This is a genomic window from Phenylobacterium sp. LH3H17 (assembly GCF_024298925.1).
Taxonomy (GTDB): domain Bacteria; phylum Pseudomonadota; class Alphaproteobacteria; order Caulobacterales; family Caulobacteraceae; genus Phenylobacterium.
In genome coordinates this window covers 1,939,119-1,956,931 of record NZ_CP101283.1, presented here as the reverse complement: position 1 = coordinate 1,956,931, position 17,813 = coordinate 1,939,119, and the positions used below count along the sequence as shown (strand labels likewise).

Annotated in this window: 19 protein-coding genes; 12 read left to right on the top strand and 7 right to left on the bottom strand. The window is 68.4% G+C overall.

What is annotated here, in order from left to right; all coding sequences use genetic code 11:
- Window positions 1-104: 104 nt before the first annotated feature.
- A complete protein-coding gene (gatB, locus tag M9M90_RS09670; RefSeq protein ID WP_254836946.1) occupies window positions 105-1,598 on the bottom strand; it encodes an Asp-tRNA(Asn)/Glu-tRNA(Gln) amidotransferase subunit GatB in 1,494 nt (497 codons plus the stop codon).
- A 119-nt stretch (window positions 1,599-1,717) separates the two neighbouring features.
- Between gatB and M9M90_RS09665 the strand changes: the two genes are divergently transcribed.
- Window positions 1,718-2,032: a hypothetical protein gene (locus M9M90_RS09665; protein ID WP_254836945.1), complete on the top strand. Its 315-nt coding sequence runs from the start codon at window positions 1,718-1,720 to the stop codon at window positions 2,030-2,032.
- 65 nt (window positions 2,033-2,097) lie between these two features.
- Here M9M90_RS09665 and gatA read toward each other — a convergent pair whose 3' ends face one another.
- The 3 genes from gatA to M9M90_RS09650 all read right to left on the bottom strand — a co-directional run bounded on the left by gatA (window position 2,098) and on the right by M9M90_RS09650 (window position 4,293).
- On the bottom strand, window positions 2,098-3,570 hold the full coding sequence (gatA, locus tag M9M90_RS09660; protein WP_254836944.1) for an Asp-tRNA(Asn)/Glu-tRNA(Gln) amidotransferase subunit GatA: 1,473 nt from the start codon (window positions 3,568-3,570) through the stop codon (window positions 2,098-2,100).
- Complete coding sequence (gatC, locus tag M9M90_RS09655; protein ID WP_254836943.1) at window positions 3,571-3,858, bottom strand: Asp-tRNA(Asn)/Glu-tRNA(Gln) amidotransferase subunit GatC; 288 nt, start codon at window positions 3,856-3,858, stop codon at window positions 3,571-3,573.
- A 69-nt stretch (window positions 3,859-3,927) separates the two neighbouring features.
- Window positions 3,928-4,293, bottom strand: a complete 366-nt coding sequence (locus tag M9M90_RS09650) for a DUF4180 domain-containing protein (RefSeq protein WP_254836942.1) — start codon at window positions 4,291-4,293, stop codon at window positions 3,928-3,930.
- Window positions 4,294-4,346: 53 nt separating this feature from the next.
- Between M9M90_RS09650 and ruvX the strand changes: the two genes are divergently transcribed.
- Genes ruvX through pyrC form a run of 4 tightly spaced genes read left to right on the top strand, consistent with a single transcriptional unit; the run spans window position 4,347 to window position 7,727 of the window.
- Window positions 4,347-4,823, top strand: coding sequence for a Holliday junction resolvase RuvX (gene ruvX, locus M9M90_RS09645; RefSeq protein ID WP_254836941.1), 477 nt, complete (start codon window positions 4,347-4,349; stop codon window positions 4,821-4,823).
- 47 nt (window positions 4,824-4,870) lie between these two features.
- Window positions 4,871-5,848: an aspartate carbamoyltransferase catalytic subunit gene (locus M9M90_RS09640; protein ID WP_254836939.1), complete on the top strand. Its 978-nt coding sequence runs from the start codon at window positions 4,871-4,873 to the stop codon at window positions 5,846-5,848.
- Window positions 5,848-6,438: a TIGR00730 family Rossman fold protein gene (locus M9M90_RS09635; RefSeq protein WP_254836938.1), complete on the top strand. Its 591-nt coding sequence runs from the start codon at window positions 5,848-5,850 to the stop codon at window positions 6,436-6,438. The genes M9M90_RS09640 and M9M90_RS09635 overlap by 1 nt, the downstream gene beginning before the upstream one ends.
- Window positions 6,435-7,727, top strand: coding sequence for a dihydroorotase (gene pyrC, locus M9M90_RS09630; protein ID WP_254836937.1), 1,293 nt, complete (start codon window positions 6,435-6,437; stop codon window positions 7,725-7,727). The genes M9M90_RS09635 and pyrC overlap by 4 nt, the downstream gene beginning before the upstream one ends.
- Here the strand turns inward: pyrC and M9M90_RS09625 are convergent.
- On the bottom strand, window positions 7,715-8,068 hold the full coding sequence (locus M9M90_RS09625) for a hypothetical protein (RefSeq protein ID WP_254836936.1): 354 nt from the start codon (window positions 8,066-8,068) through the stop codon (window positions 7,715-7,717). The two genes, pyrC and M9M90_RS09625, sit on opposite strands and share 13 nt — an antisense overlap.
- A 202-nt stretch (window positions 8,069-8,270) precedes the next feature.
- On the opposite strand from M9M90_RS09625, the gene plsY reads away from it, so the two are divergent.
- Complete coding sequence (gene plsY, locus M9M90_RS09620) at window positions 8,271-8,918, top strand: glycerol-3-phosphate 1-O-acyltransferase PlsY (protein ID WP_254836934.1); 648 nt, start codon at window positions 8,271-8,273, stop codon at window positions 8,916-8,918.
- Window positions 8,915-10,015 carry a DNA-processing protein DprA gene (gene dprA / locus M9M90_RS09615; RefSeq protein ID WP_254836933.1) on the top strand — a complete coding sequence of 367 codons (1,101 nt, stop codon included), beginning with the start codon at window positions 8,915-8,917 and terminating at the stop codon, window positions 10,013-10,015. Before plsY ends, dprA begins: the two co-directional genes overlap by 4 nt.
- On the opposite strand, the gene M9M90_RS09610 is transcribed toward dprA, so the two are convergent.
- Window positions 10,012-10,233: a hypothetical protein gene (locus tag M9M90_RS09610; protein WP_254836932.1), complete on the bottom strand. Its 222-nt coding sequence runs from the start codon at window positions 10,231-10,233 to the stop codon at window positions 10,012-10,014. The two genes, dprA and M9M90_RS09610, sit on opposite strands and share 4 nt — an antisense overlap.
- A 180-nt stretch (window positions 10,234-10,413) precedes the next feature.
- Here M9M90_RS09610 and topA point away from each other — a divergent pair, with 180 nt between their 5' ends.
- Window positions 10,414-13,023: a type I DNA topoisomerase gene (gene topA, locus M9M90_RS09605; protein ID WP_254836931.1), complete on the top strand. Its 2,610-nt coding sequence runs from the start codon at window positions 10,414-10,416 to the stop codon at window positions 13,021-13,023.
- A 57-nt stretch (window positions 13,024-13,080) separates the two neighbouring features.
- The gene (rnr, locus tag M9M90_RS09600) at window positions 13,081-15,414 is read left to right on the top strand and encodes a ribonuclease R (RefSeq protein ID WP_254836929.1); all 2,334 of its coding nucleotides are present in this window, start codon (window positions 13,081-13,083) and stop codon (window positions 15,412-15,414) included.
- On the opposite strand, the gene M9M90_RS09595 is transcribed toward rnr, so the two are convergent.
- The gene (locus M9M90_RS09595; RefSeq protein ID WP_254836928.1) at window positions 15,411-16,046 is read right to left on the bottom strand and encodes a phosphatase PAP2 family protein; all 636 of its coding nucleotides are present in this window, start codon (window positions 16,044-16,046) and stop codon (window positions 15,411-15,413) included. The two genes, rnr and M9M90_RS09595, sit on opposite strands and share 4 nt — an antisense overlap.
- Before the next feature lie 89 nt (window positions 16,047-16,135).
- Between M9M90_RS09595 and M9M90_RS09590 the strand changes: the two genes are divergently transcribed.
- The 3 genes from M9M90_RS09590 (at window position 16,136) to rpmG (ending at window position 17,743) form a co-directional block, all read left to right on the top strand.
- A complete protein-coding gene (locus tag M9M90_RS09590) occupies window positions 16,136-16,573 on the top strand; it encodes an EamA family transporter (RefSeq protein ID WP_371876916.1) in 438 nt (145 codons plus the stop codon).
- Between the two features lie 54 nt (window positions 16,574-16,627).
- The gene (locus M9M90_RS09585) at window positions 16,628-17,335 is read left to right on the top strand and encodes an NUDIX hydrolase (RefSeq protein WP_254836927.1); all 708 of its coding nucleotides are present in this window, start codon (window positions 16,628-16,630) and stop codon (window positions 17,333-17,335) included.
- A 240-nt stretch (window positions 17,336-17,575) separates the two neighbouring features.
- Window positions 17,576-17,743 (top strand): 50S ribosomal protein L33, encoded by a 168-nt coding sequence (rpmG, locus tag M9M90_RS09580; RefSeq protein ID WP_254836926.1) that lies wholly within the window; start codon window positions 17,576-17,578, stop codon window positions 17,741-17,743.
- Window positions 17,744-17,813: the final 70 nt, after the last annotated feature.

The window sequence follows — 17,813 nt, the reverse complement described above, 5'->3', positions numbered from 1 at the left end:
TCGGCGACGTGACGGAGGGGGCTGAGGACCGCAAACGAGAGTCAAAGTCCCCCTCACCCGGCCATGTGGCCGGGAGCTCCCCCAAAGGGGGAGCATCGAGGGGCCTATATCCCGAGCTTCGCCTTCAGGAGCTGATTGACGGTCCCCGGATTGGCCTTGCCGCCCGTGGCCTTCATGACCTGGCCGACGAACCAGCCGATGGCCTGGGGCTTTTCCTTCACCGACTCGGCCTGGCCCGGATTGGCGGCGATCAGATCCTCGATGATCTTCTCCAGCGCCCCGGTGTCGGAGACCTGCTGCAGGCCCTGCTTCTCGACGATCTCGCGCGGGCGGCCTTCGCCGGCCCACATCCGCTCGAAGACATCCTTGGCGATCTTGGAGGAGATGACATCCTCTTCGATCAGGGCCACCAGCTCGGCGATGACGTCCGGCTTCAGCGGGCTGTCGCCGATCTCGAGGTTGGCGGCGGCCAGGCGGGCGGCAAGTTCGTTGGTCACCCAGTTGGCGGTCAGCTTGGCGTCGCGGCCCTTGGCGGCTTCCTCGAAGAAGTCCGACCTGGCCTGTTCGATGATCAACACCCCGGCGTCATAGGCAGACAGGCCGTACTGCGACTGCAGGCGCGCCTTCTTGGCGTCCGGCAGCTCCGGCAGGCTTTCCTCGATCCGCTTCACCCAGGCCGGATCGAGGTCCAGCGGCAGCAGGTCGGGATCGGGGAAGTAGCGATAGTCGTGCGCTTCTTCCTTGGACCGCATCGAGCGGGTCTCCAGCTTGTTCGGGTCGAACAGCCGGGTCTCCTGGTCGATCTTGCCGCCGTCCTCCAGGATCTCGATCTGGCGGCGGGCCTCATACTCGATGGCCTGCTGGATGTAGCGGTAGGAATTGACGTTCTTGATCTCGCAGCGGGTGCCCAGGTGGCTGAAGCTGCCGGTCTCGCGGAACTTCTCGTAGTCGCCGGGGCGGCAGACCGAGACGTTCACATCGGCGCGCAGGTTGCCCTTCTCCATGTCACCGTCGCAGGTGCCCAGATAGACCAGGATGGTGCGAACCTTCTTCACATAGGCCGCTGCCTCGGCGGACGAGCGCATGTCGGGCATCGACACGATCTCCATCAGCGCCGTGCCGGCCCGGTTCAGGTCCAGATAGCTGGCGTTGGGGTCCTGGTCGTGCAGCATCTTGCCGGCGTCCTGCTCCAGGTGCAGCCGCTCGATCCGGACATTGAAGGTCGAGCCGTCGTCATGCTCGACGATCACAACGCCCTCTCCGACGATAGGGTGCTTGTACTGGCTGATCTGATAGCCCTGCGGCAGGTCCGGATAGAAGTAGTTCTTCCGGTCGAAGTGGCTCTTCAGATTGATCTGCGCGTTGAGCCCGAGCCCCGTCTTCACCGCCTGCTCGACGCAGTGTCGATTGATCACCGGCAGCATGCCGGGCATGGCGGCGTCCACCAGGCTGACCTGCTGGTTGGGCCCCGCGCCGAAACCCACGGCCGCGCCGGAGAACAGCTTGGCGTTCGAGGCCACCTGGGCGTGGATCTCCAGGCCCAGAACCACTTCCCACGGGCCGGTGCGGCCCTCGATCAACTTGGAGGTCTCAGTCATGGGCTGTCATTAGCGCCGGTCGCCCGGAAGCGGAAGCCGGCTATGCGATATCCCTTGCGCGCGGATGGAAACGGAGGCGAAATCCGCGCTCAAGACCATTCGGGGATAGGAAACCACCCATGAACAAGATGCTCGCCGCAGGCCTCGCCGGCCTTGCCATGTCGTTCGGCGCGCTCGCCGCCGCGCCCGTCCTGGCCCAGGACGCGGCCGCCGCGCCTGCCCCCGCCTCCGTGGACGCCACTCCAGTCATGCAGCTCGTCGACAATCCGGCCACCAAGGCCGTGGTCGACAAGCACATCCCGCAGCTCGCCAGCCATCCGGCCTATGACCAGTTCAAGGAAATGACCCTGAAGCAGCTCCAGCCGCTGTCCCAGGGCGCGATCACCGACGAGATGCTGGTCGCCCTGCAGGCCGATCTCGACAAGGTCAAGTAGGACGAAACGCCGTCACGAAACGAGAAACCCCCGCCTCACCGGCGGGGGTTTTGCGTTTCAAGTGTTCACCACCACCGGGCCGGCTTGGCGCGGAAGTCGGCGGCCTTCTCGATGGCGCCGCCCAGGGAGAACAGCGTGCCCTCGTCCAGCGCCTTGCCGATCAGCTGCAGACCAAGCGGCAGGCCCTTGGCGTCCAGGCCGGCGGGGATGCTCATGCCGGGCAGGCCCGCCAGGTTCACCGTCACCGTGAAGATGTCGTTCAGGTACATGGCCACCGGATCGTCGGCGTTCTCGCCGAGGCCGAAGGCGGCCGACGGGGCCGTGGGCGTCAGCAGGGCGTCGACCTTCTGGAAAGCCTGGTCGAAGTCGTCGGCGATGCGGCGGCGGACCTTGAGCGCCTTCAGGTAGTACGCGTCATAGTAGCCGGCCGAGAGCACATAGGTGCCGATCAGGATGCGGCGCTTGACCTCGGCGCCGAAGCCCGCGGCGCGGGTCTTCTCATAGGTCTCGGTGAGATTGGCGCCGTCCTCGCGCAGCCCGAACCGCATGCCGTCGTAGCGGGCGAGGTTCGAGGAGGCCTCGGCCGGCGCCACGATGTAGTAGGCCGGCAGGGCGTACTTGGTATGCGGCAGGGAGACCTCGACGATCTCGCAGCCGGCCTCCTTCAGCCACGCGATCCCCTGCTCCCACAGCTTCTCGATCTCGGCGGGCATGCCGTCGACCCGGTACTCCTTCGGGATACCGATCCGCAGGCCCTTCACCGACTTGCCGACGAAGCTGGCGAAGTCCGGGACCTCGACGTCCAGGCTGGTGGAATCCTTCACGTCGTGGCCCGACATGGACTTCAGCAGGATCGCCGCGTCCTCGACGGTCTTGGCGATCGGTCCGGCCTGGTCCAGCGACGAGGCGAAGGCCACCACGCCCCAGCGCGAGCAGCGGCCATAGGTCGGCTTGATGCCCACCGTGCCGGTGAACGAGGCCGGCTGACGGATCGAGCCGCCGGTGTCGGTGGCCGTCGCGCCTAGGCACAGCTCGGCCGCCACCGCCGCGGCCGATCCGCCCGACGAGCCGCCCGGCGTCAACTTGGCGTTGCCCCCCTCGGCGCGCCAGGGATTGACCACCGGACCGAAAGCCGAGGTCTCGTTGGACGAGCCCATGGCGAACTCGTCCAGGTTCAGCTTGCCCAGCATCACCGCCCCGTCGCGCCACAGATTGGCGGTGACGGTGGACTCATAGGTCGGCACGAAGTTGCCCAGGATGTTCGAACCGGCGGTCGAGCGGACCCCCTCCGTGCAGAATAGGTCCTTGATCCCGAGCGGCGCGCCGTCCAGCGCCCCGGCCTCTCCCTTCGCCCGGCGGGCGTCGGAGGCCTTGGCCATCTCGATGGCCTTCTCGGGCGTCTCAAGGATGAAGGCGTTGAGCGGACGAGCGGCTTCCACCGCGGCCACGTGGGCGGCGGTGAGTTCCTCCGACGAGAACGACTTGTCGGCGAGGCCGGTCAGTGCGGCCTTCAGAGTCAGCGAGGTGAGCGCGGTCATCTATTCCACCACCTTCGGCACGACGAAGAAGCCGTCGATGGTCTTGGGCGCGTTGGACAGCACCTTTGAGACGTCGCCGCCCTCGGTGACCACGTCCTCGCGCATCGGCGCGGGCATGTGGACGGCCGAGGTCATCGGCTCGACGCCGTCCGTGTCGACCTCGGCGAGTTGCTCGATCCAGGTCATGATGCCGGTCAGCTCCTTGGCCAGAGCCTCCAGCTTTTCCTCGGGCTCGGCGATCCGCGCGAGCCTCGCGACCTTACGGACGGTCGCGGCGTCGATGGCCATGGGGCCCTCCTCAATCTCAGAGGCTTGCCCTAGCCGTGCGCGCCCGCCTTTGACAAGTGATCCCTCGCCTCAGCCGGACGCCAGGCGGCCTTCCAGCTCCTCCAGGCTCGCCACGAACCACACGTGACGGCCGCGATTGGACTCGTAGACGAAGTCGCGCAGCGCCGTGCTGTTGGCCAGGTGGGGCGATATATCGCCTACCACCGCCAGCCTGGTCCGGTAGTTCACGAACTTCTGGATCACCTCGCCCGCGATGCGAGTCGAGAGCACGAAGAAGTCGTCGCCCAGCCTCTCGACGGGAACCGCCACCCAGTCGGCGGCTTGCTCCAGGCCCAGCGCCACGAGGTCCATGGCGTCGCGGTCCGTGCGCACCGGCCCGCCCTCGGGTGCGCAGACCAGGACCTTGGCACCGTGCATGTGTCGATGATCGGTCATCTGGCCAGTCTAGGCAATCATTGCGTCCATCGTCACGACCGCTATGGAAGCCCATGGCCGTCGTCGATCTCACCGAACTGCCCGCCCTCCTCCCCCGCTACGGGGCGCTGGTGGGCCTGGACCTGGGCGAGAAGACCGTCGGCGTGGCGGTCTCCGATCCCACCCGCACGGTGGCGAGCCCGCTGACCCTGATCCGCAAGAGCAAGTTCACCGACGATGCAAAGGCGCTGTTCAAGGTGATGGACGGCCGCGAGGTGGCAGGGATCGTCATCGGCCTGCCGGTCAACATGGATGGGACGGAAGGCGTCCGCTGCCAGTCCAACCGCGCCTTCGCCCGCAACCTGCTGCGGCTGCGGCCTGAGCTCGTCATCGCCTTCTGGGACGAGCGGATGTCGACCATGGCCGTCAACCGCTTCCTGATCGACGAGGCCGACATCAACCGCGCTCGCCGCGCCGAGCTGGTCGACAAGATGGCGGCGGGTTGGATCCTGCAAGGCGCCTTGGAGCGCCTGCGATCTGTGGAGCAATGACGACGCCGCTTGGCGCCCCCGCATAAGCCGCCTAAGACGCGACTTTAATGAGCGCCGCCCTAACCGGTCTGAACGAGGTCCTTGGTCGGACCTTCCCCTTCCCCAAGCGGCATTTCCTGTCCGTGGTGGATCTGAACCCCGTGGAAGTCGCGGGGCTGCTGGATCTCGCCGACAGTTTCGTGGCCCTCAACCGCCAGACCTCGAAAAAGCTCGACCTGCTCAAGGGTCGGACTCTGATGAACCTATTCTTCGAGAACTCGACCCGGACCCAGAGCTCCTTCGAGCTGGCCGGCAAGCGGCTGGGCGCCGACGTGGTCAATATGAGCCCGCGCTCGTCCTCGATCTCCAAGGGCGAGACCCTGATCGACACCGCCGTCACCCTGAACGCCATGCAGCCCGACCTGCTGGTGGTGCGCCACGCCTCGTCCGGCGCGGCCTCCCTGCTGGCGCAGAAGGTCACCTGCTCGGTGATCAATGCGGGCGACGGCCAGCATGAGCATCCGACCCAGGCCCTGCTGGACGCGCTGTCCATGCGCCGCGCCTTCGGGCGGATCGCGGGTCTGCGGGTGGCGATCTGCGGCGACGTCCTGCACAGCCGCGTGGCCCGCTCCAATGTCGGCCTGCTGCAGATGATGGGCGCCGAGGTGCGTCTGGTGGGTCCGCCGACCCTGATGCCCGCCGAGGCCGACCGTTGGGGCGTCGCGGTCCACCACGACATGCGCACCGGCATCGCCGACTGCGACGTGGTCATGATGCTGCGCCTGCAGCTCGAGCGGATGGACGGGGTGCTGGCGCCGTCGCAGCGCGAATATTTCCGCTTCTACGGCCTGGACCGCGAGAAGCTGGCCTATGCCTCGCCCGGCGTGCGGGTCATGCATCCCGGCCCGATGAACCGCGGCGTAGAGATCGATTCCGACGTGGCCGACGACTTGGCCGTCTCGCTGATCCAGGACCAGGTGGAGATGGGCGTGGCCGCGCGCATGGCGGTCCTCACCTCGTTGGCCGCGCGACTGCACAACGACTGATGGGCAAGATCGCCTCCGTCTGCGTCTTCTGCGGGTCGAGCCCCGGCGGGGACCCGGCCTATCGCGTCGCCGCCGAGGCCCTCGGCCGGGCGATCGCCAACCGCGGCCACCGCTTGGTCTATGGCGGCGCCAAGGTCGGGTTGATGGGCGCGCTGGCCGACGCCGCCCTGGACGCCGGCGGCGAGGTGGTGGGCGTCATGCCCGCGGCGCTGGCCGACAAGGAGATCGCCCACAACGGCCTGTCGCGGCTGGAGATCGTCGCCTCCATGCACGAACGCAAGGCGCGGATGGCCGAGCTGGCCGACGGCTTCATCGCCCTGCCCGGCGGAGTCGGCACCCTGGAGGAGATCTTCGAGATCTGGACCTGGGGCCAGCTCGGCTTCCACGCCAAGCCGGCGGGATTTCTCAACGCGCTCGGCTACTTCAACGCCCTGCGCAATTTCGTCGACCACGCGGTGGGCGAGGCGTTCCTGCAGGCGCCCCACCGCGACATGATCATCTTCCGCGAGGACGCTGGTCCGATGCTGGATGCGCTCGACGCCTATGTTCCCCCGGTGGTCGAGAAATGGATCGGACGGCCCGAACTATGACCCAGCGCCCGACCGCCTTCGTCAACACCCGCCTGGTCGACCCTGCCAGCGGCTGGGACGGCCCCGGCGCCCTGCTGGTCCGCGACGGCAAGATCGCCGACGTCGTCCAGGGCGGCGACCTGGGATCCCTGTCCGCCGACATCGAGGTCATCGACGCGGGCGGCGCCATGCTGGCCCCCGGCCTGGTCGACCTGAGGGTCAAGACCGGTGAACCGGGCGCGGAGACCAAGGAGACCCTGAAATCGGCCGCGCTCGCCGCGGCGGCCGGCGGCGTGACTTCCATCGTCCTGCAGCCCGACACCGATCCGGTGGTGGACGAGGCCTCCGTGGTCGACTTCATCCTGCGCCGCTCGCGCGACATCGAATTGGTCCACGTCTACCCGGCCGGCGCCGCCACCAAGGGCTGCCGCGGCGAGCGGATGGCGGAGATCGGGCTGATGGCCGAGGCCGGCTGCGTCTATGTCACCGACGCCGATCGGCCCATCGTCGATTCCAAGGTGCTGCGCCGGGTGCTGGCCTACGCCAAGAGTTTCAATGTCCTGGTCGCCCACCGGCCTTCCGACCCGTGGCTGGCCAAGGGCTCGGCGGCCACCGAGGGCGAGTTCGCCGGCCGCATGGGCCTGCCCAGTGTCCCGCCGATCGCCGAGAAGATCATGCTGGAGCGGGACATGGCCCTGGTGGAGCTGACCGGGGCGCGCCTGCTGGTCGACCAGGTCACCACCGCCTGCGCCCTGGAGAGCCTGGCGCGGGGCAAGGCCAAGGGCCTGCCGGTCACCGCCACCACCTCGATCAACCACCTGTCGTTCAACGAGATCGATATCGGCGACTACCGCACCTTCCTGAAGTTCGATCCGCCAGTGCGCGGCGAGGACGACCGCCAGGCGACCATCGAGGCCCTGGCGAGCGGCCTGATCGACATCGTGGTCTCCGCCCACGCCCCGGCTCCCGCCGAGGACAAGCGCCTGCCCTATGACGAGGCCGCCCCCGGCGCGGTGGGCCTGCAAACCCTGCTGGCCGCCCTGCTGGCCTTCCACCACGAAGGCCGCATCCCGCTGATCGACCTGATGCGTACGGTGACCAGCCGCCCGGCCGACCTGTTGGGCCTCGCCGCCGGCCGCCTGGCCAAGGGCGCGCCCGCCGACCTGGTGCTCTGCGACCTCAACGCCCCCATTGTCATCGACCTGGAAAAGCTGAAGTCCAAGTCGCGCAACTCACCGTTCGATGGGCGCAGGCTGCAGGGCGAGGTGATGATGACCCTTGTCGACGGGCGGGTTGTCTACCGGGCCTGAGCGCGGTCGCTCACTAGCAGAACCAGCCTAAGCAAGACAAAGACCGCAAGCACCGGCAGCGTAATCCCAATCGTGACGCCGAGGGCGATCCCCAGGGGCACCACAAACAGCATGCTCCAGCCCATCGCTTCGGCGGCGCCGGCGGCGATTGCTCCGCCAAAGTTACCGCCCACGACGAAGCCGGGTAGCAGGACAAGAATTGCAGCCACGCCCGTCGCGACATTTACGATTGCGACTGCGCCCTTGAACCGCGGGGCACGGTGTCGAGTGTGGACGCGAATCAACCAGCCCAGCAGACCCGTGCCGAGCAGAACGCCAAGCGCAATCGCAGCGAAAACCACCAATGCACCTCGAAGGTTAGCTCGCTCACGAGCCGCCTTTTACGACCAAGCACCAATAAGGCGGACCCAATCTCGACTGTCAAAGGGCCCGCGAAGAACAATTGACGAACACGGCCAGGTTGCGCCAAGCTTGGCCTTGGGCGCGAACGGATGACGTTCCGCGCGGGCGCGGCTACCACTGGGCCGTTACGAGGAAACGCCGATGCCTGAGTCCCTCAGCCCCATCCTGATCGCGGCCGCCGTCGTGGGCGGCTATCTGCTGGGCTCGATCCCCTTCGGCCTGATCGCCGCCAAGCTGGGCGGCCAGGGCGACATCCGCAACATCGGCTCGGGCAACATCGGGGCGACCAATGTGCTGCGCACGGGCCGCAAGGATCTGGCGGCGCTGACCCTGCTGGGCGACGGCGGCAAGGGCGCGGTGGCCGTGCTGCTGGCCTGGCTGGCCACCCGCGACAAGGGCGTGGACGCCCAGGCGACCCTGACCGCCATCGCCGCCAGCGCGGCCTTCCTGGGCCACCTGTTCCCCGTCTGGCTGAAGTTCAAGGGCGGCAAGGGCGTGGCGACCTTCTTCGGCACCCTGCTGGCGGCGGCCTGGCCGGTAGGGCTGGCGGCGGGCGCCACCTGGATCGCCATGGCCCTGCTGTTCCGGATGTCGTCCCTGGCGGCCCTGACCGCCGCGGCGCTCGCGCCGCTCTATGTGGTCCTGGTCTTCGACCGGCCCTATCCGATCGCGGCCATGGCCCTGTTCATGGCGGTGCTGATCTACATCCGCCACAAGGACAACATCTCCCGGCTGCTGAAGGGCCAGGAGCCCAGGATCGGCGGCAAGAAAGACAAAGAGGCCGCGTGATCGCGGCGCTGACGCAGGCCGGGCGCCGCGACTGGCTGCGGCTGGCGCGCACGGAGAACGTCGGGCCCGTCACGTTCCAGCAGCTCCTCGGCCGCTATGGCGAAGCGTCGCTGGCGCTCGCCGCCCTGCCCGACCTGGCGCGGCGCGGCGGACGGGTTTCGCCGCTCGACATCCCCGCCCTCTCCGAGATCGAGGCCGAACTGGAGGCCGGAGCCGCCCTGGGCGCGCGGCTGATCGCCGCGTGCGAGGCCGATTTCCCGGCGCCCCTGGCGGCCCTCGATCCCCCGCCGCCGGTGATCTGGGCGCGCGGCGAGCCCCGCCTGCTGTCGCGGCCGGCCGTGGCGATCGTCGGCGCGCGCGTCGCCTCGGCCGGCGGCCAGAGGTTCGCCCGCGGCTTGGCCGCCGACCTGGGCGCGGCGGGATTGATCGTCGTCTCGGGCATGGCGCGCGGGGTGGACGGCGCGGCGCACGAGGGCTCTCTCGCCACCGGAACCGTCGCCGTCCTGGGCGGCGGGATCGACGACATCTATCCGCGGGAGCACCGGGACCTGTACGAGCGCATCGTCGAGCAGGGCTGCGTAGTCTCGGAGAGCGCGCCCGGCCGCACCGCCACGGCCAAGGACTTCCCCCGCCGCAACCGGCTGATCTCCGGCCTCAGCCAGGCGGTGGTGGTGGTGGAGGCCGAACTTCGCTCGGGCTCGCTGATCACCGCACGCCTCGCCGCCGAGCAGGGCCGCGAGGTCCTGGCGGTGCCCGGCTCGCCGCTGGATCCTCGCGCCAAGGGGACGAACGACCTGATCCGGCAAGGCGCGGCCCTGTGCGAAGGCGTCGACGACGTGCTGCGCGCCCTGGAGGGTTTCGGCGGCTTCCGCGCTCCGGATCGCGCCTTCGAACCGGCGCCTCCGCCGAGGCCCGACGCCGAGGTGGCGGCCGTGCGCGAACGGGTCGCGGCCCTGTTGTCGCCGACACCGGTCTCGCGGGACGAGCTGATCCGCGCCGCGGGCGCGCCGGCGGCCATCGTGCTGGCCGCCCTGGTGGAACTCGCCCTGGCCGGCCGCGCGGACCTCACTGCCGGGGGGCTGGTCTCGAGCCTTTAGTGATCCGAAGCCTTGTCTCGGGTCTTGTCGGACGCGCGATCGATCGCTTGATCCGGCGGACCGGCGGCGGCTCGGGCGGCATCGAGGGCGGCCATCATCAGGGTGGAGGCGAGCGCCCGGTAACCCTTCAAGGCCGCCAGTTCGGCGAGTTGGTTCAGGACCTCTTCGATAAAGGTCGCGGAGGCCTGCGGCGAAGCGTTGCGGTTCCACGGTTCCATTGTGCTGGAAAACGCCGGTATCAGATTCTCGTTGCAATTGCGCGCGGAGGTTGTTCGCCAACCTCTAATTGCACATATTGATGATCGCGCGACCCCCGTTGACAGGGCATAGGCGCCTCGCCCACCTTTCGCGCCCTTGAATTTCGGGCCTTCCGCCCGGGACGCCTATATAGAGCGCCCATGAACCTCGTCGTCGTCGAAAGCCCCGCCAAGGCAAAGACCATCAATAAATACCTTGGGTCCGGCTATATCGTGCTGGCCTCGTACGGACACGTGCGCGACCTTCCAGCCAAGGACGGATCGGTGAAGCCCGACGAGGACTTCGCCATGCTCTGGGACGTGGACGCCAAGTCCGCCAAGCGCCTCAGTGACATTGCCGAGGCCGCCAAGGGCGCTGAACGCATCATCCTGGCCACCGACCCCGACCGTGAGGGAGAAGCCATCTCCTGGCACGTTCTGGAGGTGCTTCGGAAGAAGAAGGTCCTCAAGGACGCCAAGGTCGAGCGCGTCGTCTTCAACGCCATCACCAAGACCGCGGTGACCGAGGCGATGAAGAACCCCCGCGATATCGACATGGAACTGGTGGACGCCTACCTGGCCCGCCGCGCCCTGGACTATCTGGTGGGCTTCACCCTTTCGCCCGTCCTGTGGCGCAAGCTGCCGGGCTCGCGCTCGGCCGGCCGCGTCCAGTCGGTGGCCCTGCGCCTGGTGGTCGATCGCGAGATCGAGATCGAGCGCTTCAAGACCCAGGAATACTGGACCGTCGAGGCCGACGTCTCCTCCGGAAGCGATCCGTTCCTGGCCCGACTGGTCAAGCACGACGGCAAGCGGCTGACCAAGTTCGATCTTGGCGACGAGGCCTCGGCCCACGCCGCCCAGGCGGCGGTGAAGGCCGCGACCTTCAAGATCGCCGCGGTCGAGAAGAAGCCCGGCCGGCGCTCACCCGCCCCGCCCTTCACCACCTCGACCCTGCAGCAGGAGGCCTCGCGCAAGCTCGGCTTCTCCGCCCAGCGCACCATGCAGGCGGCCCAGAAGCTGTACGAGGGCATCGATATCGGCGGCGAGACCGTGGGTCTCATCACCTATATGCGGACCGACGGCATCCAGAGCGCACCCGAGGCCATCGACGAGGCCCGCCAGGTGATCGGCGGCCTCTACGGCAAGGAATACGTCCCCGAGAGCGCGCGGATCTACAAGACCAAGGCCAAGAACGCCCAGGAGGCCCACGAAGCCATCCGCCCTACGGCGCTGGCCCGCAACCCCGGCTCCCTGCGCCTGGAGAGCGACCTCGGGCGGCTCTATGAGCTGATCTGGAAGCGGATGATCGCCTCCCAGATGGAGGCCGCCCGTATCGAGCGGACCAGCATCGATCTGGAGAGCGCCGACGGGAAGACCGGCCTGCGCGCCACCGGCCAGGTGGTGTTGTTCGACGGTTATCTCGCCGTCTACGAGGAAGGCCGCGACGACGCGGATGACGAGGAAGGCGGTCGCCTGCCCCAGGTCCGCGAAGGCGCCGACGCCAAGGTGGTCGACGCCCGCGCTGACCAGCACTTCACCGAGCCGCCGCCGCGCTATTCGGAAGCCAGCCTGGTGAAGAAGATGGAGGAGCTCGGCATCGGCCGGCCCTCGACCTACGCCTCGGTCCTGACCGTGCTGCGCGACCGCGAATACGTCCGCATGGACAAGAACCGGTTCGTGCCCGAAGACAAGGGACGGCTGGTCACCGCCTTCCTGGAGCAGTTCTTCGCCCGCTACGTGGAGTACGACTTCACCGCCGCCCTCGAGGAGAAGCTCGACCTGGTCTCGGCCGGCGAGCTCAACTGGAAAGCCTTGCTGAGGGAGTTCTGGGAGTCTTTCCACGCCGCGGTCGGCGAAATCGCCGAACTGCGCGTCACCCACGTGCTGGACGCGCTCAACGAGGCGCTCGGCCCGCACATCTTCCCGGAAAAGGCCGACGGCTCCGATCCGCGCGGCTGCCCCACCTGCGGCACCGGCCGGCTGTCGCTGAAGACCGGCAAGTTCGGGGCCTTCATCGGCTGTTCGAACTATCCCGAATGCCGCCACACCCGCCCGATCGCCCAGACCAGCGACGACAACGCCGCCGAGAGCGGCGACCGCGAACTGGGTGTCGACCCCGTGACGGGCGAGACGGTGTTCCTGAAGGCCGGCCGCTTCGGCCCCTATGTGCAACTGGGCGAGGCCGACAAGCCCAAGCGCTCCAGCCTGCCAAAGGGTTGGTCGGCGGCGGCCATGGATCTGGAAAAGGGACTGCGGCTGCTGCGGCTGCCCCGCGAGGTCGGCGCCCACCCCGAGGACGGCGGCATGATCACCGCCGGCATCGGCCGGTTCGGGCCCTTTGTCCTGCACAACGGCACCTACGCCAACCTGCCGGGCGTCGACGAAGTGTTTGAGGTCGGCCTGAACCGCGCCGTCACCCTGCTGGCCGAAAAGCGTGCCGGGGGCGGACGCCCCGGACGCGGTGAGTCCGCGGCGCTGAAGGATCTCGGCCCCCACCCCACCGACGGGGCGCCGGTGAAGATCCTGTCGGGCCGCTATGGCCCCTACATCAAGCACGGCTCGACCAACGCCAACGTACCCAAGGGCAAGGAGCCGCAGGACCTCACGATGGAAGAGGCCGTGGCGTTGATCGCCGAGCGCGAAGCCAAGGGCGGCGGCAAGAAGAAGCCGGCCCGCGCCAAGGCCCCCGCCAAGCCCGCGGCCGCGAAGAAGGCGCCCGCCAAGAAAACCGCGGCGAAGAAGCCCGCCGCCAAGAAGGCCGTGACCGCCTAGGGGTCACGGCCCGAGTTCCCGCGAGCCGAATGTCGATTCCCGCGTTAGAAGTGCGGGATGCCCAAGACACGTACGCCGAAATCCGCACGCTTCGCCCCCAAGGGACCGGGGAGGCCCGTCCAGGGCCTGCCTGATCGCGACACCCTGCTCCAGTACGTTCGCGAAGCCCGTGAGACCGGCAAGGCCGATATCGCCAAGGCCTTCGGGCTGAAGGGCGCCGATCGCCGCGCCCTGCGCGACATGCTCAAGGAACTCGAAGAATCCGGAGCGCTGGGCAAGCGTGGCCGCAAGGCATTCGCCGAGTCCGGCGCCCTGCCCGAGGTCGGGGTGGTCGATGTGGTCGAGAAGGATGCCGACGGCGAGCTGATGGTCCGCCTGACCAAGGGCGAGGACGCACCCAGCGTCCGCCTTGCCCCTGACCGCCGCGAGGCCGTCGGCGGCGCGCCCGGCCTGGGCGACCGCCTGCTCGTCCGCTTCACGGTCTTGGAGAACGGCGAGACCGAGGCGCGGATGATCAAGCGCCTGGGTCAGAGCGCCCACCGCATCCTGGGCGTGGTCCGCAAGGCCAACCGCCAGGTCCGCGTCGAGCCCGTGGACCGCAAGTCCAAGGAAAGCCTGCTGCTGGTCCCGGCCGAGGCCGAGAACCTCAGCGACGGCGACCTGGTCCTGGCCCAGGTCAGCGGTGCGGACGGCCGCTACGGGCCCAAGCGCGGCAAGGTGCTGGAGGTGGTCGGCCGGGTCGACCAGCCGCGCGCGGCCTCGCTGATCGCCATCCATTCGCACGGCATCCCCACGGGATTCACCCAGGCCGCCGAAGCGGAGGCCGAGGCCGCTCAAGCCCCGACCCTCTCGGGCCGCGAGGACCTGCGCGCCGTGCCGCTGCTGACCATCGACCCGCCCGACGCCCGGGACCACGACGACGCGGTCTATGCCGAGCCCGACACCGATCCCAAGAACGAAGACGGCTGGATCGTCTGGGTGGCCATCGCCGATGTCGCCGCCTATGTGCGGCCGGGCTCGGCCCTGGACAAGGAAGCCCACGACAAGGGCAACAGCGTCTATTTCCCCGACCGGGTGGAGCCCATGCTGCCCGAGCGGCTGTCCGCCGGCCTCTGCTCTCTGCGCCAGGGTGAGAACCGCGCCTGCATCGCCGTGCGGATGGTGTTCGGCAGGGACGGTCGCAAGCGCTCCCACAAGTTCGTGCGCGGCCTGATGCGCTCGGCCGCCAAGCTCTCCTACGAACAGGCCCAGCGGGCCATCGACGGTTTCCCGGACGATCACACCAACCCGCTGCTCGAGCCGGTCCTGAAGCCGCTGTGGGCGGCCTATCACACCATGCTGAAGGGCCGGATCGCCCGCTCGCCCCTGGCCATCGAGAGCTCGGAGCGGAAGATCGTCATCAGCGCGGAGGGAGAGATCACCTCGATCACCGCCCGGCCCTCGCTCGAAGCCCACAGGCTGATCGAGGAAATGATGGTCCAGGCCAATGTCTGCGCCGCCGAGACCCTGGAGCAGAAGAAGACCCCGCTGATCTACCGGATCCACGACACCCCCAGCCAGGAGAAGGTCCAGTCCCTGGCGGAGTTCCTGCAGACCCTCGGGATCAACTGGGCCAAGGGCGAAGCCCCGCGCACCGATCGGTTCAACAAGTTGCTGGTCGAGACCCGCGAGGGGCCGCACGCCCAGATCGTCAACGAGGTGGTGCTACGCACCCAGATGCAGGCGATCTACGCCACCGAGAACATCGGCCACTTCGGCCTCAACCTCGACCGCTACGCCCACTTCACCTCGCCGATCCGGCGCTATGCCGACCTGATCGTGCACCGGGCGCTGATCAAGGCCCTGGGCCTGGGCTCCGACGGTCTGACCGACCGCGACATCGCCCAGATGAAGGACACCGCCGAGCGGATCACCTTCGCCGAGCGCCGGGCCATGGCCGCCGAGCGCGACGCCACCGACCGCTATGTGGCCGCCTTCCTGTCCGACCGGATCGGGGCGACCTTCACCGGCCGCATCACCGGGGTTACGCGTTTCGGCCTGTTCATCCGCCTGGACGAGACCGGCGCGGACGGGCTCATCCCGGTCTCCACCCTGGGCGGCGAGTACTTCGTCCATGACGACCGGACGCACGCCCTGGTCGGCGAACGCACCGGCGCCCGCTGGCCCCTGGGCATGACTGTGGAGGTGCGGTTGCGCGAGGCCACGCCGGTCACCGGCGGCCTGTTGTTCGACATGCTGAGCGAGCCGGCGGCGGCCGATCCCAATGCGCCGCGCCCCAGGCTCGGCATGCGCGACCGCCAGTTCTCCGGCCCCAAGCGCGGAGGCGGCGCCGGCAAGAGCGCCCTGCCCAAGGGCGTCAAGCGCAAGGCCGGCAAGAAGGCTAAGCGCTAGATGGGCCTTCGCGGCCGGGTCAACCCCAGGACGACCCAGGCCACCAAGGCCCAGCTCGCACCCAAGGCCCATCCTGCCAGGACATCGGTAGGCCAGTGGACGCCCAGATAAACCCGGCTGACCCCGACCGTCACCACGAACAGGATCGCCAGACCGAAGATAAGCACCTTGGTGCGCTTCTTCGTCTCCACGCTCGCAACCACCGCGGCCAGGGTGAAGAATGTGGCCGCCGACAAGGTCGAATGCCCGCTAGGGAAGCTCTGCGAGTAGACGATGCTGCCATGGGTCACCAGCGAGGGCCGCGGCCGATCGTAGAGCGCCTTCAGCAGCTCGCTCGAGGCCTGGGCCAGGACCACCGTCGCTCCGAAGATCAAGGCCTCCCGCCGCCGGTCGTGGAAGACCAGCAGCAGCACCGCGACGATGGTGGTGATGGTCAGGAGGGTGAAGCCGCCGAGCGCGGTGATGTCGCGCATCGCCTCCTCGAACCAGCGCGGCCCGATCGGATCTCCGGGCAGGCCCGGGGTCCGCAAGGCGAGGAGCAGGCTGCGGTCGACCAGGTCGGTCTCCCCCTCGCCCACCTCGTCGGCGATGGCGAGAAAGAACCAGGGAGCGCCGACAACGGCGATCCACACCGCGAGTGTCCGGGCCTCTAGGCGGCCGATGAGGGACTTCAGCCGTTCAATCATGCGACGCACAGTATAGGTTGACGCGGGAAATCCGAATGACGAGGTCGGCCATGCTCTCTTCCTGGCAAATGTGGGCGATGCTCTCGGCGGGCTTCGCGGCCCTGACGGCCGTGTTCGCCAAGGTCGGCGTCGACAACATCAACTCCGACTACGCGACTCTGATCCGAACCCTGGTGATTCTGGGGGTCGCGGCCCTGATCGTCACGGCCACTGGCCAGTGGCGCTCGCCCGGCTCGGTCTCGCCGCGGACCTACCTGTTCCTGGTGCTGTCGGGCCTGGCGACCGGAGCCTCCTGGCTCTGCTATTTCCGCGCCCTGAAGCTGGGCGACGCCGCGCGTGTGGCGCCCGTCGACAAGCTGAGCGTGGTGTTGGTGGCCGTGTTCGCCGCGATCTTCCTGGGTGAGAAGCTATCGGCGGCCAACTGGGCCGGCGTGGCGCTGATCGCCGTGGGCGCGGTGCTGGTCGCCCTGTGAAGTTGACGTAAGGGCGCCGTTCCCAGGCCCCGAGTCGGCCCATACAATTGTTTCATGAGCCAGACCGCACCTGTCCGGCGTCCTGAGGGACGCCTGCGCGCCGAGGGATCGCGCGCCGTCAAACCCCGCAACGCCGCCACCTTGATTATCGTGCGGCGCGACCGCAAGACGCCGCAAGTCCTGATGGGCAAACGCAACAGCGGTCACGACTTCATGCCCGACCTCTGGGTCTTCCCCGGCGGACGTATAGACCGCAGCGACTTCCGCGCGCCCTTCGCCACGGACCTGACCCCCGACGTCGCCGCCCGGTTCGAGGCCCATGTCCCGAAGGCCCGCGGCCGGGCCCTGGCGCTGGCCGCCGTGCGCGAGACCTTCGAGGAAGCCGGCCTGCTGCTCGCCAAGAAGGCGCCGGTCCGGCCGCTGGCCGGGCCCTGGCGCGAGTTCGCCGCCCATGGCGCGGCGCCGGACCTTGAGGCGCTGGACATCGTCGCCCGCGCCATCACCCCGCCGATGCTGGCCAAGCGGTTCGACACCTGGTTCCTCATGGCCGACGCAGAGCGACTGGTCAGCCTGGACCGCGAACCTGACTGCGGGGAGTTGGAGGAGATCGCCTGGGTCGACTTCGACGACGCCATCGCCCTGCCCCTGCCCGCGGTCACCCGCACCATGATCGGCGAGGCGGTGAGCCGGATGGCCGACCCCAGCCGGCCACGGCCCTTCATGCGGTTCGGCAGCGCCAGGACGAAGTTCAGCCACCTGTAGGGCTTTCGCCTCCCCCTCAAGGGTTCGGCAAGGGTCGGCCGCGATGCGGACCCCGCAGGGTCTTCAGGGCGCCATCCTGCGTTCGCGAGCCGCCAGCCCGCGCCAAGGCTGGGCCGCGCCGCCTTCGTGCCGTCGGGAGCGCATAGTTGCGTGGCCCGCATTGACTTTAGGTTCGGGATTCGTATTGTCCGCGGCTCTTTCGAACACCTGCCGGTCTTGCCGGCCCCGCGAGGACCGACCATGGCGAAGCCCGCCTCCATCAAGATCCGCCTGAACTCGTCGGCGGACACCGGCTACTTCTACGTGACGAAGAAGAACGCCCGCACCAAGACCGACAAGCTGGTCATGAAGAAGTATGACCCGGTCGTGCGCAAGCACGTCGAATTCAAGGAAGGCAAGATCAAGTAGGCCAGCGCCTCGATCTGCCGACCTCATGAAAACGCCCGGTCTCGCGACCGGGCGTTTTTCGTTGTGATTT

Excerpts from the sequence above, each read along its gene's own strand:
- topA (WP_254836931.1), top strand. The coding sequence starts at position 10,414 with ATGAACCTCGTCGTCGTCGAAAGCCCCGCCAAGGCAAAGACCATCAAT.
- gatC (WP_254836943.1), bottom strand. The coding sequence starts at position 3,858 with ATGGCCATCGACGCCGCGACCGTCCGTAAGGTCGCGAGGCTCGCGCGG.
- gatB (WP_254836946.1), bottom strand. The coding sequence starts at position 1,598 with ATGACTGAGACCTCCAAGTTGATCGAGGGCCGCACCGGCCCGTGGGAA.
- M9M90_RS09665 (WP_254836945.1), top strand. The coding sequence starts at position 1,718 with ATGAACAAGATGCTCGCCGCAGGCCTCGCCGGCCTTGCCATGTCGTTC.
- M9M90_RS09640 (WP_254836939.1), top strand. The coding sequence starts at position 4,871 with ATGAGCGCCGCCCTAACCGGTCTGAACGAGGTCCTTGGTCGGACCTTC.
- rnr (WP_254836929.1), top strand. The coding sequence starts at position 13,081 with ATGCCCAAGACACGTACGCCGAAATCCGCACGCTTCGCCCCCAAGGGA.
- M9M90_RS09610 (WP_254836932.1), bottom strand. The coding sequence starts at position 10,233 with ATGGAACCGTGGAACCGCAACGCTTCGCCGCAGGCCTCCGCGACCTTT.
- pyrC (WP_254836937.1), top strand. The coding sequence starts at position 6,435 with ATGACCCAGCGCCCGACCGCCTTCGTCAACACCCGCCTGGTCGACCCT.
- M9M90_RS09635 (WP_254836938.1), top strand. The coding sequence starts at position 5,848 with ATGGGCAAGATCGCCTCCGTCTGCGTCTTCTGCGGGTCGAGCCCCGGC.
- ruvX (WP_254836941.1), top strand. The coding sequence starts at position 4,347 with ATGGCCGTCGTCGATCTCACCGAACTGCCCGCCCTCCTCCCCCGCTAC.
- M9M90_RS09590 (WP_371876916.1), top strand. The coding sequence starts at position 16,136 with ATGACGAGGTCGGCCATGCTCTCTTCCTGGCAAATGTGGGCGATGCTC.
- M9M90_RS09650 (WP_254836942.1), bottom strand. The coding sequence starts at position 4,293 with ATGACCGATCATCGACACATGCACGGTGCCAAGGTCCTGGTCTGCGCA.
- gatA (WP_254836944.1), bottom strand. The coding sequence starts at position 3,570 with ATGACCGCGCTCACCTCGCTGACTCTGAAGGCCGCACTGACCGGCCTC.
- M9M90_RS09585 (WP_254836927.1), top strand. The coding sequence starts at position 16,628 with ATGAGCCAGACCGCACCTGTCCGGCGTCCTGAGGGACGCCTGCGCGCC.
- rpmG (WP_254836926.1), top strand. The coding sequence starts at position 17,576 with ATGGCGAAGCCCGCCTCCATCAAGATCCGCCTGAACTCGTCGGCGGAC.
- plsY (WP_254836934.1), top strand. The coding sequence starts at position 8,271 with ATGCCTGAGTCCCTCAGCCCCATCCTGATCGCGGCCGCCGTCGTGGGC.